We start from the raw sequence: 13547 nt of genomic DNA, 5'->3' as shown, positions 1-13547 counted from the left end.
TTAGTCTCGGGGATCATGAGGCTGCTGCACACGTCCGACTGGCATCTCGGCCGGGCGTTCCACCGGGCGAACATGCTCGACGCCCAAGCCGGGTTCGTCGGTCATCTCGTCGCCACCGTGCGTGAGCGCGGCGTCGACGCGGTGGTCGTGTCGGGAGACGTGTACGACCGCGCGGTGCCGCCGCTCGCCGCCGTCGAGCTGTTCGACGACGCCCTGCACCGGCTCGCCGACCTCGGCGTGCCCACGGTCATGATCTCCGGCAACCACGACTCGGCCCGCCGCCTCGGCGTGGGCGCCGGGCTCATCGACCGCGCCGGTGTACACCTGCGCACCGACCCCTCGGGCTGCGCCACCCCGGTGGTGCTGCGCGACGCGTTCGGCGACGTCGCCTTCTACGGGCTGCCCTACCTCGAACCCGCCTTGGTCAAGGACGAGTTCGGGGTCGAGAAGGCCGGCCACGAGGCGGTGCTCGCCGCCGCCATGGACCGCGTCCGCGCCGACCTCGCCCACCGCGCGCCCGGCACCCGCTCCGTCGTCCTCGCCCACGCGTTCGTCACCGGCGGGCAGGCCAGCGACAGCGAGCGGGACATCACCGTCGGCGGCGTGGCCGCGGTGCCCGCCGCCGTCTTCGACGGGGTGGACTACGTGGCCCTCGGCCATCTGCACGGCTGCCAGACCATCACCGAGCGCGTGCGCTACTCCGGCTCCCCGCTGGCCTACTCCTTCTCCGAGGCCGACCACCGCAAGAGCATGTGGCTGATCGACCTGGGCGAGGGCGGCGCGCTCACCGCCGAGCGGATCGACTGCCCGGTGCCGCGCCCGCTGGCCCGGCTGCGCGGCACCCTGGAGGAACTGCTCGCCGATCGCTCCCTCGACCGGCACCAGGAGGCGTGGGTCGAGGCCACCCTGACCGACGCAGTCCGCCCCGCCGACCCCATGGCCCGGCTCGCCGAGCGCTTCCCGCACACCCTCAGCCTGGTCTTCGCACCCGAGAGGGCGCCCGAGGACCCCCAGGTGACCTACGCCCGCCGGCTCGCCGGGCGCAGCGACCAGCAGATCGCGGAGGACTTCGTCGCCCATGTGCGCGGCGCGGGACCGGACGCCGACGAACAGGCCGTCCTGCGCGAGGCGTTCGACACCGTGCGCGCCGACGCGGCGGTGCGGGAGGTCACGCGGTGAACGGGCGCGCGGTGACGGCGGGGTCCCGTGAGGCGACGATGGGGGAGGTGGCCCGGTGAGGCTGCACCGGCTGGCCATCACGGCCTTCGGGCCGTTCGGCGGCGAGCAGAGCGTCGACTTCGACGCCCTCTCCGCCGCCGGTCTCTTCCTGCTGCACGGGCCGACGGGCGCCGGCAAGACGTCGGTGCTCGACGCCGTCTGCTACGCGCTGTACGGCTCCGTGCCGGGCGCCCGCCAGGGCATGACCCTGCGCAGCGACCACGCCGACCCGCGCACCCGTACCCAGGTCACCCTCGATCTGACCGTCGCAGGACGACGGCTGGAGATCACCCGGCAGCCGCCCTGGGAGCGCCCCAAGTTGCGCGGCAAGGGCACCACCGTCGACAAGGCGCAGACCTCGCTGCGCGAGTACGACCCCGTGGCCGCCACCTGGAAGGACCGCAGCCGCTCCCACCAGGAGATCGGCGAGGAGGTCACCCAGCTGCTCGGCATGAGCCGCGAGCAGTTCTGCCAGGTCGTCCTGCTGCCCCAGGGCGACTTCGCCCGCTTCCTGCGCGCCGACGCCGAGGCCCGCGGCCGTCTGCTCGGCCGGCTCTTCGACACCCAGCGCTTCGCCGACGTCGAGAAGCGGCTCGCCGAACGCCGCCGCACCACCGAGGCGCGGGTGCGCGAGGGCGACGCGGCGCTGCTCGCCGACGCCCACCGCATGCAGCAGGCCGCCGGCGACGCCATGGAGCTGCCCGAGCTGACGCCGGGCGAGCCCGGCCTGGCCGATGCCGTGCTGAGCGCCGCCGCCGTCGCCCGCTCCACCGCCCGCGAGCAGCTCGCCGTCGCCCGCTGCCGCCTGGCGGCCGCCGAGTCCGCGCAGGCCGCCGCCGACCGCGCGCTGGCGGACACACGGGAACTGGCCCGGCTCCAGGCCCGGTTCACGCAGGCCCGGGAGCGGGCCCGGCTGCTGGAGGAGCGAGCCGAGGCGTACCACGCGGCACAGGCGCGCATGGAGCGGTCGCGCAAGGCGGAGGCCGTGGCCCCCGCGCTGCACCTTCGGGCCGACGCCGAGGCCGAGCACGACCGTGCCGCACGCCAGGAGACACGCACGCTGGCCCTGCTGCCCGAGACGTACGCGGACGCCGGGGCGGCCGGGCTCGCCGCCGCCGCGCGCCGGGCCGCCGAGGAGCTGGGCGGCCTCGAGTCCGCCCGCCGCGCCGAGCAGCGCCTCGCCACCCTCCTCGCCGAACGCGCCGGCCTGGACCGTCAGGAGCGCGCCGACGACGACGTCCTCGCCGACGCCGAGCAGTGGCTCGCCGGGTGGGAGGAGACCCGCGCCGGCCTGCAGGGCCGTATCGACGCCGCCCAGGAGGCCGCGACCCGCGCCGAGCAGCTCGCCGAGCGGCGCGAGCCCGCCCAGCGACGGCTGCGCGCCGCCCGCGAACGCGACCGGCTGGCCGAGGAGACCGAGGCGGCCGCCGGACGGATCCGCGAGGCCGAACAGGCCGTGCTCGCGGCCAAGGCGCGCTGGCTGGACGTCAAGGAACGGCGGCTCGACGGCATCGCCGCCGAACTCGCCGCCCGCCTCACCGACGGCGAACCCTGCGCGGTGTGCGGGGCGACCGAGCACCCCGCGCCCGCCCGCAAGGACGCCGGGCACGTCGACCGGGAGGCCGAGGAAGCGGCTCTGGCCGCCTACCAGCAGGCGCAGCAGGCGCAGGGCGACGCCGAGCGGCGCCTGGCCGCCGTACGCGAGGCGCTGGCCGCCGCCACCGCGGAGGCCGGCGACGAACCGGCCGACCGGCTCGCCCGGGAGGCCGACGAGGTGGAGCGTCTCTTCGCCACGGCCCGACGGGACGCCTCCGCGCTGCACGCCGCCCAGGAGGAACTGCGCCGGGCGGAGCAGGAACGCGAGCGACGCAGCGCCGACCGGCAGGAGGCGGCCGTGCGCGCCGCCGCCCGCGTCGGCCACCGCGAGCGCCTCGAGGGCGAACGGGCACTGCTGGAGGAGGAGTTGGCGCAGGCCCGCGGCAGTGCGGACAGCGTCGCCGCGCGCGCCGCGCAGCTGGAGCGCCGGGCGGCCCTGCTCACCGACGCCGCCGAGGCCGTACGCGCCGCCGAGGACGCCGCCCAGCGGCTCAAGGACGCCGACGCGCGGCTCGCGGACGCCGCGTTCCGCGCCGGGTTCGACACCCCGCAGGCCGCCGCCGAGGCGCTGCTCACCGACGCCGAGCACCGTGAGGTGCAACGGCGGCTGGACGCCTGGCAGGCCGAGGAGGCCGCCGTCCGCGCGGTGCTCGCCGAGACCGACACCGCGGCCGCCGACCGGCAGCCGCCCGCCGACCTCGCCACCGCCGAGCGGGCCGCCGCCGCGGCCGCCGAGCGGCTGCGTGCCGCCGCCTCCGCGTGCGACGCCGCCGCCCGCCGCTGCACCGAACTGGACCGCCTCTCCGCGCGCGCCGCGCAGGGCGTGCGCCGGCTCGCCCCGCTGCGCGAGGAGTACGACCGGGTGGCCCGGCTGGCCGCCCTCGCGGCCGGCACCTCCGCCGACAACGAACGCCGGATGCGCCTGGAGTCCTATGTGCTCGCGGCCCGGCTGGAACAGGTCGCCGCCGCGGCGACGGCACGGCTGCAGCGCATGTCGTCCGGCCGCTACACCCTCGTCCACTCCGACGACCGCACCGGGCGCGGCCGCAGCGGTCTCGGCCTGCACGTCGTCGACGCCTGGACCGGCCGCGAACGCGACACCGCGACCCTGTCCGGCGGCGAGACCTTCTTCGCCTCCCTCGCGCTCGCGCTCGGCCTCGCGGACGTCGTCACCGACGAGGCGGGCGGGGTGCGGCTGGACACCCTCTTCATCGACGAGGGCTTCGGCAGCCTCGACGACCAGACGCTCGACGAGGTCCTGGACGTGCTCGACTCACTGCGTGAGCGGGACCGCAGCGTCGGCATCGTCAGCCATGTGCCCGACCTGCGCCGCCGCATCCACGCCCAGCTCGAGGTGGTCAAGGACAGATCCGGGTCGGTGCTGCGGCGGCGCGGTCACTGACCCAGCGCGCGGCGGGCGAGCGGCGAGGAGTAGACCACGCTCGTCGTCACCGAACCGAGCGCGCCGATCCGGCCCGACACCTCCTCCAGATGCCGCATGGACCGGGCGGCGACCTTGATGACGAAACAGTCGTCGCCCGTCACGTGATGTGCCTCCAGGATCTCCGGGGTCACGGCGACCAGATCGTGGAACGGCTTGTAGTTGCCGTTGGGGTAGCGCAGGCGCACGAACGCCAGGATCCCGAGCCCCAGCCGCTCGGGGTCCACCACCGCGGCGTACCCCCTGATCACCCCGGCCTCCTCCAGCCGGCGCACCCGCTCGGTGACCGCGCTCGCGGACATGGAGACGGCGCGTGCCAGCTCGGCGAAGCTGGCGCGCCCGTCGCGCTGGAGGACGTCGAGGATGCGCCAGTCGGTGGCGTCCGGGGAAAACGCGGTCATCCCCGAGGGATAGCAGGAGAATCGACGGTCGCACAAGGCTCACGCCGTGGAAGGCTCCTTCAGGAAGATGATCAAGCAGCCGTAGATTTCAGGACATCGACGACAGTCTCCGTCGCATCGACGAACTCCAGCGAAGGGCCGGCCCATGACCACCACGACCGCCGCCAACCCCGTCCTGCGCGTCGCGCCCGCCGCTCCCGCCGAGGCGGCCGCCTACTTCCGCGCCTCGCTCACCTTCCACGCCGACGTCTCCGACGTCGCCGCCGCGCTGGAAGCCGGCGCCGACCCCGGCTTCGTCGTCCTGGACTCCCGCTCCACCGCATCCTGGGACCAGGGCCACATCCCCGGCGCGGTCCACCTGCCCACGGCGCTGATCCCCGAGCAGGCCGAGCAGCTCCTCGACAGGAAGACGCCGGTCGTGACCTACTGCTGGGGCCCCGGCTGCAATGGCGCCACCCGCGCCGCGCTCGCCCTGGCCGAACTCGGCTACCAGGTCAAGGAGATGCTCGGCGGCTTCGAGTACTGGGTGCGCGAGGGGTTCGCCTACGAGACCTGGCAGGGCCACGAGCAGCGCGCCGCCGACTCCTTGACCGCGCCGGTGGACGCGGAGGACTGCGGCTGCTGACCTTGTGGCGCTCGCCGGGCCGGGGTCAGGTGAACACCGTGACCCCGGCCGCACGCCCACACCGTCACGGGCCACCGGCGCGGTCCGGCCGCCGTCGCGGCCCGCTTGCCCGCCGGGCAGGTCACCGCCCCTGAAGGCGGGCCGGCGGTGACCCGCCGCGTCACAGCCGGGACAGCTCCTCCACCAGGTCGTCCAGGCCCAGCGAGCCCTGGGAGAGGGCTGCCATGTGCCACACCTTGAGGTCGAAGGCGTCACCGTGCCGCGCGCGGGCGTTCTCCCGGCCGGTGAGCCATGCCCGCTCACCCAGCTTGTAGCCGATGGCCTGGCCCGGCATCGTCAGATAGCGGGTCAGCTCGCTCTCCACGAAGTCCGCCGGCCGGCTGCTGTGCGAGCCGAAGAACTCCTGCGCCAGTTCCGGAGTCCAGCGCTCACCCGGGTGGAACGGCGAGTCCGCCGGGATGTCCAGCTCCAGGTGCATGCCGATGTCGACGATGACCCGCAGGGCGCGCATCATCTGCGCGTCCAGGTAGCCGATGCGCTCCTCGGCGTCCTTGAGGAAGCCCAGCTCGTCCATCAGGCGCTCCGCGTACAGCGCCCAGCCCTCGGCGTTGGCGCTCACCATGCCCACGGAGGACTGGTAGCGGGACAGGTCCCCGGCCACGTGCGTCCACTGGGCGAGCTGCAGATGGTGGCCGGGGACACCCTCGTGGTACCAGGTCGACACGAGGTCGTACACCGGGAAGCGGGTCTGGCCCATCGTCGGCAGCCAGGTGCGCCCGGGGCGGGAGAAGTCCTCCGACGGGGACGTGTAGTACGGCGCCGCCGCACCGCCGGGCGGCGCGATGTGGGACTCCACCCGCCGCACCCGTTCGGCGAGTTCGAAGTGGGTGCCGTCCAGCGCGTCGATGGCCTCGTCCATCAGGCCCTGCAGCCACGCGCGGACCTCTTCGACGCCCTCGATGTGCCGGCCGTGCTCGTCGAGGTGCGCGAGCGCCACCCACGGGGTCGCGGCACCGGGCAGGATCTTCTCCGCCTCCTGCCGCATCTCGCCGAGCAGGCGGTGGTACTCGGCCCAGCCGTACGCGTACGCCTCGTCCAGGTCGATGTCGGTGCCGTTGAAGTAGCGCGACGACAGCGCGTAGCGCTCGCGGCCCACCGTGTCCGGGGCGCCTTCGACGGCGGGCGCGTACGTGTTGCGCATCCAGTCGCGCAGTTCGGCCACCGCCGCGGTCGCGGCGCGCGCCGCCTCGTCCAGCTCGCCGCGCAGCGACTCGGGACCGGCAGCGGCGAAGTCCTCGAACCAGCCGCGGCCCTGCCCGGTGTCCGCCCACTCGGTGAGCTGCCCGACGAACGTGGCGGTCGGGCGGGGCGCCGCGTACAGCTTGCGCTCGAGGCCGAGCGCCAGGGACTCGCGGTACCCGGCCAGCGCCCGCGGCACCGCGCGCAGCCGCTCGGCGATCGCCGCCCAGTCCTCCTCGGTCTCCTGCGGGGTCACCGTGAACACCTCGCGCACCTGGTGCGGCATGGTGTGCAGGTTGCCCACGGCGCGCAGGTGCTCGTCGGCCTCGTGGACGGCGAGTTCCGCGGTGAGCCGTTCGCGCAGCAGCCGCGCGCAGCGCCGCTCGATGTCGCTGTCGGCGCCGGGCCGGCGCTCCGCCTCGTCCAGCTTCGCCAGGGTGGCCCGCGCCAGCCCGGCTCGCGCGTCGGCGCCCGCCGGCGAGGTGTCGGGCATCCGGCGCGAACTCTCCGGTACGCCGAGGTAGGTACCGGTGATCGGGTCGAGGGCGATGAGCTCGTCGACGTAGGCGTCGGCGACCTCGCGGGGCAGCGGGCTCTTGATCTCTGACATGCCGACATCCTCGTACGCGTCCCGCCACCGCGTCTGCCGGGTTTCCCCTACGGATACCGGCGGCGGCCGGATTGCGCCCAGGGGCCGCACGGCGGGTCCGGTCTCCTGCCCGCCGGTGCGTCAGGGCGTCCCCGGGCGCTCCGGCGGCAACAGGGGCCCGCAGTCCCACTGCTGGAAGATCAGCCGGGTCTCCACCCGGGCCACCTCGCGGTGGGCCGTGAACTCGTCGAGGACCAGGCGTTGCAGATCCGTCATGTCCGCGACCGCGACGTGCACGAGGTAGTCGTCGGGACCGGTGAGGTGGAAGACGGTCCGGGACTCCGGCAAAGCACGGATGCGCTCCACGAACGGTCCCACCAGCTCCCGCCGGTGCGGTCTGACCTGCACCGACAGCAGCGCTTCCAGGCCGCGGCCCAGCTTGGCCGGGTTGAGCCGCAGCTGATGGCCGAGGATCACGCCGGAGCGGCGCAGCCGCGTCACCCGGTCAAGGCAGGTCGACGGTGCGACCCCGACCTGCGCGGCGAGGTCCCGATAGGTGGTCCGGGCGTCGTTCTGCAGCAGCCGCAGCAGATGCAGATCGACCGGATCCAGTACGACGGATTCGGCCATGCGCCGAACGTAGCACGGCTTTCAGCCACACCGGCCCGGTCGCTGTTCACCCTTTCCCTCCAGGGCCGAGCTGACCGAGCCGTCCCGCCCGGGGGACCCCTGGACACCCAGGGGTGCCCGCGTGGACCCCGAGGAGACCCCTGTGGAGGCGCCCGTGGACACCGCCCGTACGACCCGCAGAGCACTGGCCACGGAGGCCGTGCACGCCGGCCGCGACGACCTCGCCCGCCAGGGCCTGCACGCCCCGCCCATCGATCTGTCGACCACGTACCCGTCGTACGACAGCCGTGGTGAGGCCGCCCGGATCGACGCCTTCGCCACGACCGGCGCCGACCTGGACGGCCCCCCGGTCTACGCCCGGCTCGGCAACCCGACCGTCGCCCGCTTCGAGACCGCGCTGGCCAAGCTGGAGGGCACCGAGTCCGCGGTCGCGTTCGCCAGCGGCATGGCCGCGCTGAGCGCCGTCCTGCTGGTACGCGCCTCGATGGGGCTGCGGCACGTCGTCGCCGTACGGCCGCTGTACGGCTGCAGTGACCACCTGCTCACCGCCGGACTGCTCGGCACCGAGGTGACCTGGACCGACCCGGCCGGCATCGCCGACGCGCTGCGCCCGGACACCGGCCTGGTCATGGTCGAGACACCGGCGAACCCCACCCTCGCCGAGATCGACCTGCGCGCCGTCGCCCACGCCTGCGGCTCGGTGCCGCTGCTCGCCGACAACACCTTCGCCACGCCGGTGCTCCAGCGGCCCGTGGAGCAGGGCGCGCGGCTCGTGCTGCACAGCGCCACCAAGTACCTCGGCGGCCACGGTGACGTGATGGCGGGTGTGGTGGCCTGCGACGAGGAGTTCGCCGGGCGCCTGCGCCAGGTGCGGTTCGCCACCGGAGGCGTCCTGCACCCGTTGGCCGGCTATCTGCTGCTGCGCGGCCTGTCCACCCTGCCGGTCCGGGTGCGCGCCGCCTCCGCGAACGCCGCCGAACTCGCCCGCCGGCTCGCCGCCGACCCGCGCGTGGCCCGCGTCCACTATCCGCGCATCGGCGGCGCGATGGTCGCCTTCGAGGTGCACGGCGACCCGCACGAGGTCATCGCCGGGGTACGGCTGATCACCCCGGCGGTGAGCCTCGGCAGCGTCGACACGCTCATCCAGCACCCCGCGTCCATCAGCCACCGCATAGTCGACGCCGACGACCGTCGCGGCGCCGGCGTGAGCGACCGCCTGCTGCGGATGTCGGTGGGCCTGGAGGACGTGGACGACCTGTGGGCGGACCTGGACGGGGCGCTCGACGGGGCGGCGGACCGGGCCGGGAGGCACACGGCCGCCGCGCACTGAAACCGAGGCGGAGGGGGTGGCCATGCGGTGAAACCGAGGCACAGAGCGCCGCCGGGCGCTTGCCCCGACGCCCGACGCAGAGGTGGCCCGGCGGAACACCGCCGGGCCACCTCGCCGATCGTCCCTCACGCCGCTTCGCCGGGGGCGTCTCAGCCCGTGCTCACGCCGCCTCGCCGGGGCGTCTCAGTCCCGGGCGACGCTCTCGTCGTACCGCTCGACGCCCAGCCGCTGCCGGTCGTGCGGCAGCCGGGAGCCGACCGGGGTCGCGTGCAGGCGGGCGGTGATGACCAGGGTGCCCTCCTCGATCTGGTAGTCGAGGGGCAGCCCGAGGCCGCGCATCGCGGCGACCATCCCGGTGTTGGAGGCCTGGGTGACCGCGTAGACGCTCTCGCACCCCGCATCGACGGCCATGGTCACCAGCCGGCCGAGCAGTTCGCCGCCGATGCCGCGCCGCTGCCACTCGTCCTCGACGAGCAGGGCGACCTCGGTCTCGTCGCCGTCCCACAGCAGATGGCCGAGGCCGACGATGCGGCCGGAGGCGGTCTGCACGGCGAGCGTGCGCCCGAAGCGCGGGCTGAGCAGATGGTTCAGATAGCGGTCCGCGTCCCTGACCGGCCCGTGGTAGCGCAGGGACAGCGTCCGCGCCGAGCACCGCTCGTGCATCGCCTTCGCGGCCCTGAGGTCACCTGTGTCGGCCCGCCGCACGGTGATCGGGTTGCCCTCCGGCAGCGTCAGCACGTCCGAGCCGACCGGGACCCGCGGCCCGAGCCGCGCGTCCAGCTCCACCAGGGCGCGGGCCCGCGCGAACTCGGTCGGGGTGAACGGCAGATACGGCCGCTCCACGGTGAGGACGCCGCCCTCGGGCGCCCGCAGCCGCAGCACGGTGTCCTCCAGCACGCCCTCTTCGGGAACGGCGTCGGCGCCGCCGGCCGAGGCCGCGGGCAGCGACCGGATGGTGCAGCGGCCGAGCAGCTGGCGCAACGCCAGCGGCAGTTCGGCGGTGTCCAGGGCGGTGCGGGTGGCCAGGCCCAGGACCCGGGTGGGGGCGTCCACCAGATCGTGGGCGTCCGCGCGCTCGATCCAGGTGCCGGTGCCGCCGGCCAGGGCCACCACCCGGGTCAGCTCGGCCGCCGTCAGCGTGCCGGGGGAGCGCAGCAGGAACTCGTCCACCGCCGTGTCGCCCAGCGGGTGCGCCTGCAGGCTCAGGATGTCGACCCGGTGCCCGGCCAGGGCCGTGCACAGCGCGGCCAGCGAGCCCGGCTCGTCCCGCACTGTGGTGCGCATGCGCCACAGGGCGCTCTCACCGCCCGCCGCGTCCGCGGACCGCGGCGCCGGTGAGTGCTGCCCGGCCGCCGGCTCTGCCGAGCCCGGCCGGGCGCCGGTATCACCGGTCGGCGGGGCGTGTCCGTGCCTGCGTGACCACCATGTGTGGAAACCGGCCGTGGCCGTCAGCACCACCGCCGACGCCATCAGCAGCACCGGTCCGTCGGGGCCGTGCCCGATCAGGTTCGCCACGCCGTCGGCGACCGCCACGGCCGTGAACATCGCGGCCAGCTCGACCACGTCGCGTCGCCAGTGGTGGACGGGCCGGCCGTGCCGGGCACGCTTCACATCGGGAATCTCTCTCCTCATGCACCCACTGTGAAGGAACGGTGTTGCGTGATCACGAACGTCTTGTGACCGATGGGTAAAGCGTGCTTCTAAAGTCTTTGTCCGTTGTGTCACAGTTGCGTTGCAGGGGCGCCGACGGCCGCCCCCCGGTGGGAAGTTGACCCGTGCCGCGCTCCGGGGGATGACGCCGGGGCGCGGCACGGACACCGAGGGTACGCGACCCCTCACAGCGTTCTCACTGGCCGACGCGGCCCGGCTGGAGCACCTGGGTGAACAGCACGGTGCCGTCCTGCTCGCGCAGCCGGACCGTCAGCTCGCCGCTGTCGCCGTCGATGTCGACCTCGCCGAAGAATTGGTAGCCCTCGGCAGGGGACACGTTCGCCCTGGCCGGGGCCTTCACGAACACCCGGTCGGGGCCGAAGGTGCCGTCGAGCGCGCCGGCCGGGAAGGAGCCCGCGTTGAGCGGTCCGGACACGAACTCCCAGAACGGCTCGAAGTCCTTGAACGCGGCCCGCGACGGGTCGTAGTGCTGGGCCGAGGTGTGGTGCACATCCGCCGTCAGCCACACCGTGCCCGTGATCCGCCGGTGCTTGACGAACCGCAGCAGCTCGGCGATCTGCAGCTCACGGCCGAGCGGGACGCCCGGATCACCCTGCGCCACGGCCTCGAAGTTCGGCCTGCCCTCCACCCCGTCGGGCACGACCAGCCCGAGCGGCATGTCCGCGGCGATCACCTTCCACACCGCGCGGGAACGGGCCAGCTCCCGCTTGAGCCAGTCCAGCTGCTCACGGCCGAGGATGCCCTGCGGGTCGGTGGTCTGGTCGTCGGGGGAGTTGGCGTCGCGGTAGGTGCGCATGTCCAGCACGAACACGTCCAGCAGCGGGCCGTGGTGGACGACCCGGTAGATGCGGCCGTCGCCGCGGGCGGTCAGGGGGGAGAGCGGGAAGTACTCGGCGAAGGCGCGCCGGGCGCGCGACGCTAGGTCGTCCAGTCGGGTGCCGGCCGGGTACGGGGTGCCGGAGGTGATGACCTCGCCCGGGTACCAGTTGTTGCGGACCTCGTGGTCGTCCCACTGGACGATGTTCGGCACCTGCGCGTTGAAGCGGCGCAGCGCCGGATCGAGCAGGTTGTAGCGGAAGTTGCCGCGGTAGTCGGCCAGGGTCACGGCGACGTGGGACTTCTCCTCGCTGGTCACCGACCGGTACACCGAGCCGTCCGGCAGCGCCGCGGTGGCCGCGATGGGGCCGTCGGCGTAGATGTTGTCGCCGCTGCACAGGAAGAAGTCCGGGTCCAGTTTCGCCATGGCGTCGAAGATGCGGTAGCCGCCGATGGACTCGTTGATGCCCCAGCCCTGGCCGGCGAGGTCGCCGGACCACACGAACCGCACGCCCTGCCGGCGCCGCACGGGCGCCGTACGGAAGGTTCCGGCCACTCCTTCCCCGGTACGGCGGGGGTCGTCCGGGTCGGCGAGCCGCACCCGGTAGTGGATCTGCTCGCCCGGTGGCAGCCCGTGCAGCCGGGTCGTGCCGGTGAAGTCGGTGTCCGGACCGAGCAGCGGTCCGTACCGGCGGCGCGGGTTGCGGAACGACTCGGTCGCCGACGTCTCGACGATCATGCGGGCGGGCCGGTCGGAACGCACCCAGATCAGACCGGAGTCGGAGGTCACGTCTCCCGCCTGCACGCCCCAGCCCGCCTCGGGGCGCCCGGAGAGGGCGAAGGCCGGCGCGGCGCCGAGCCCGGCGGGCAGGGGCAGGGCCGCGGACGCGGCCAGCGAGCCGCGCAGCACGCTGCGGCGGCCGGGGTGCGGACGGTGCGACATGGAGGGCCTCCAGGGGCGGGAATCAGCCGATGTGCACCCCACACCTACTGGCGCTCCCCGGCGCACACGGAAACCACAAGTGAACAACTGCCCCTGGCGCGAGAGCGGCAAGCGGCGCCTGGGCGCGGCCGGTCGCCGTAGTGCTTTCCATCTCCCGGCGCGGTGAAGGGGCTGACGTGACGTCAGCCCCTTCACCGCGCCGGTGTGGCGTCAGTCTCGGCTGCCGTCGAGGATGACCCGCGCGACCAGGGCCGGGTCGTCGTTCATCGGGCAGTGCCCGCAGCCGGGCAGCCGCACCAGCCGGGCCCGCGGCATGATCTGCTTGGCGCGCACCCCCTGACGGGGCACCAGCAGCCGGTCCCGGCTGCCCCAGGCCACGGTGACCGGTATGTCGGGAATGTCGTCGTCGAACCGGACGGTGGCCCCGGCGGCGAGCGTCGCCGCGAACCCCGTCGCCTCGGCCAGTGCCCGGGTCTCTGCGACCACGGCCTGCGGGGTGCGGCGGCCGGGGCGGGCGTAGATGGTGCTCGTCAGGACCGTGCGGCCGGCCGTCGAGCGGGACAGCTGCTCGACGAGCGGCAGGGGCAGCCGGCGGGAGATGCCGCGCATGGCCAGCAGGACGCCGAACGCGTACCGCCGCTCGGCCTCGGACCAGAAGCCGGCCGGGGACAGCGCGGTGACCGACCGCACCAGCCGCTCACGGCCGAGTTGCAGAGCGATCAGCCCGCCCAGGGAGTTGCCCGCCACGTGCGGGCGGTCCAGCTCCAGGGCCTCGCACAGCGCGCCGAACACGGCGGTCGTCGTCGGCAGGTCGTACGCCAGCGCCTGCGGCAGCGCGGGTGAGGCACCGAAGCCCGGCAGGTCCACGGCGATCACGTCGCGGTCGGCGGCGAGGATGTCCACGACGGGGTCCCAGGCCTGCCGGTGATGACCGATGCCGTGCAGCAGGAGCAGCGGGGCACCGCGACCTGCGCGCGCGTAGGAGACGGTCACCGGCTGCGGGCCGTGCGGGGAGGGGGCCTTGAAGGAGAGCGTGGCGGACATGCGG

At 74.4% G+C, this 13547-nt stretch carries 10 protein-coding genes; 4 read left to right on the top strand and 6 right to left on the bottom strand.

From position 1 onward, the window contains the following. Nucleotides 1–15 precede the first annotated feature (15 nt). Nucleotides 16–1179 carry an exonuclease SbcCD subunit D gene (locus ACF1GV_RS20520; protein WP_391682737.1) on the top strand — a complete coding sequence of 388 codons (1164 nt, stop codon included), beginning with the start codon at nucleotides 16–18 and terminating at the stop codon, nucleotides 1177–1179. A gap of 55 nt (nucleotides 1180–1234) precedes the next feature. Continuing rightward, the gene (locus tag ACF1GV_RS20515) at nucleotides 1235–4216 is read left to right on the top strand and encodes an AAA family ATPase (RefSeq protein ID WP_391682734.1); all 2982 of its coding nucleotides are present in this window, start codon (nucleotides 1235–1237) and stop codon (nucleotides 4214–4216) included. On the opposite strand, the gene ACF1GV_RS20510 is transcribed toward ACF1GV_RS20515, so the two are convergent. Continuing rightward, nucleotides 4210–4656 (bottom strand): Lrp/AsnC family transcriptional regulator, encoded by a 447-nt coding sequence (locus ACF1GV_RS20510; RefSeq protein ID WP_391682732.1) that lies wholly within the window; start codon nucleotides 4654–4656, stop codon nucleotides 4210–4212. The two genes, ACF1GV_RS20515 and ACF1GV_RS20510, sit on opposite strands and share 7 nt — an antisense overlap. A gap of 145 nt (nucleotides 4657–4801) precedes the next feature. On the opposite strand from ACF1GV_RS20510, the gene ACF1GV_RS20505 reads away from it, so the two are divergent. Beyond that, nucleotides 4802–5281 (top strand): rhodanese-like domain-containing protein, encoded by a 480-nt coding sequence (locus ACF1GV_RS20505; RefSeq protein WP_391682729.1) that lies wholly within the window; start codon nucleotides 4802–4804, stop codon nucleotides 5279–5281. 160 nt (nucleotides 5282–5441) lie between these two features. Here ACF1GV_RS20505 and ACF1GV_RS20500 read toward each other — a convergent pair whose 3' ends face one another. Then, nucleotides 5442–7130 (bottom strand): DUF885 domain-containing protein, encoded by a 1689-nt coding sequence (locus tag ACF1GV_RS20500; protein ID WP_391682727.1) that lies wholly within the window; start codon nucleotides 7128–7130, stop codon nucleotides 5442–5444. Between the two features lie 120 nt (nucleotides 7131–7250). Further along, the gene (locus ACF1GV_RS20495) at nucleotides 7251–7739 is read right to left on the bottom strand and encodes an Lrp/AsnC family transcriptional regulator (protein ID WP_363265619.1); all 489 of its coding nucleotides are present in this window, start codon (nucleotides 7737–7739) and stop codon (nucleotides 7251–7253) included. A gap of 121 nt (nucleotides 7740–7860) precedes the next feature. Between ACF1GV_RS20495 and ACF1GV_RS20490 the strand changes: the two genes are divergently transcribed. Further along, nucleotides 7861–9069, top strand: coding sequence for a trans-sulfuration enzyme family protein (locus tag ACF1GV_RS20490; protein WP_391682723.1), 1209 nt, complete (start codon nucleotides 7861–7863; stop codon nucleotides 9067–9069). Between the two features lie 183 nt (nucleotides 9070–9252). On the opposite strand, the gene ACF1GV_RS20485 is transcribed toward ACF1GV_RS20490, so the two are convergent. The 3 genes from ACF1GV_RS20485 to ACF1GV_RS20475 form a co-directional block, all read right to left on the bottom strand. Further along, complete coding sequence (locus ACF1GV_RS20485; protein ID WP_391682720.1) at nucleotides 9253–10701, bottom strand: GNAT family N-acetyltransferase; 1449 nt, start codon at nucleotides 10699–10701, stop codon at nucleotides 9253–9255. A 214-nt stretch (nucleotides 10702–10915) separates the two neighbouring features. After that, nucleotides 10916–12499, bottom strand: coding sequence for an alkaline phosphatase D family protein (locus tag ACF1GV_RS20480; RefSeq protein WP_391682717.1), 1584 nt, complete (start codon nucleotides 12497–12499; stop codon nucleotides 10916–10918). Nucleotides 12500–12709: 210 nt separating this feature from the next. Further along, nucleotides 12710–13543, bottom strand: coding sequence for an alpha/beta fold hydrolase (locus ACF1GV_RS20475; RefSeq protein ID WP_391682714.1), 834 nt, complete (start codon nucleotides 13541–13543; stop codon nucleotides 12710–12712). Nucleotides 13544–13547: the final 4 nt, after the last annotated feature.

Origin of the sequence: Streptomyces sp. NPDC014006, from assembly GCF_043088925.1 — a bacterium.
Taxonomy (GTDB): Bacteria; Actinomycetota; Actinomycetes; order Streptomycetales; family Streptomycetaceae; genus Streptomyces.
Note: the sequence above shows the minus strand (reverse complement) of the source record. Positions and strands in the feature narration are given on the sequence as shown.

Excerpts from the sequence above, each read along its gene's own strand:
- ACF1GV_RS20510 (WP_391682732.1), bottom strand. The coding sequence starts at position 4,656 with ATGACCGCGTTTTCCCCGGACGCCACCGACTGGCGCATCCTCGACGTC.
- ACF1GV_RS20485 (WP_391682720.1), bottom strand. The coding sequence starts at position 10,701 with ATGAGGAGAGAGATTCCCGATGTGAAGCGTGCCCGGCACGGCCGGCCC.
- ACF1GV_RS20500 (WP_391682727.1), bottom strand. The coding sequence starts at position 7,130 with ATGTCAGAGATCAAGAGCCCGCTGCCCCGCGAGGTCGCCGACGCCTAC.
- ACF1GV_RS20475 (WP_391682714.1), bottom strand. The coding sequence starts at position 13,543 with ATGTCCGCCACGCTCTCCTTCAAGGCCCCCTCCCCGCACGGCCCGCAG.
- ACF1GV_RS20520 (WP_391682737.1), top strand. The coding sequence starts at position 16 with ATGAGGCTGCTGCACACGTCCGACTGGCATCTCGGCCGGGCGTTCCAC.
- ACF1GV_RS20505 (WP_391682729.1), top strand. The coding sequence starts at position 4,802 with ATGACCACCACGACCGCCGCCAACCCCGTCCTGCGCGTCGCGCCCGCC.
- ACF1GV_RS20480 (WP_391682717.1), bottom strand. The coding sequence starts at position 12,499 with ATGTCGCACCGTCCGCACCCCGGCCGCCGCAGCGTGCTGCGCGGCTCG.
- ACF1GV_RS20495 (WP_363265619.1), bottom strand. The coding sequence starts at position 7,739 with ATGGCCGAATCCGTCGTACTGGATCCGGTCGATCTGCATCTGCTGCGG.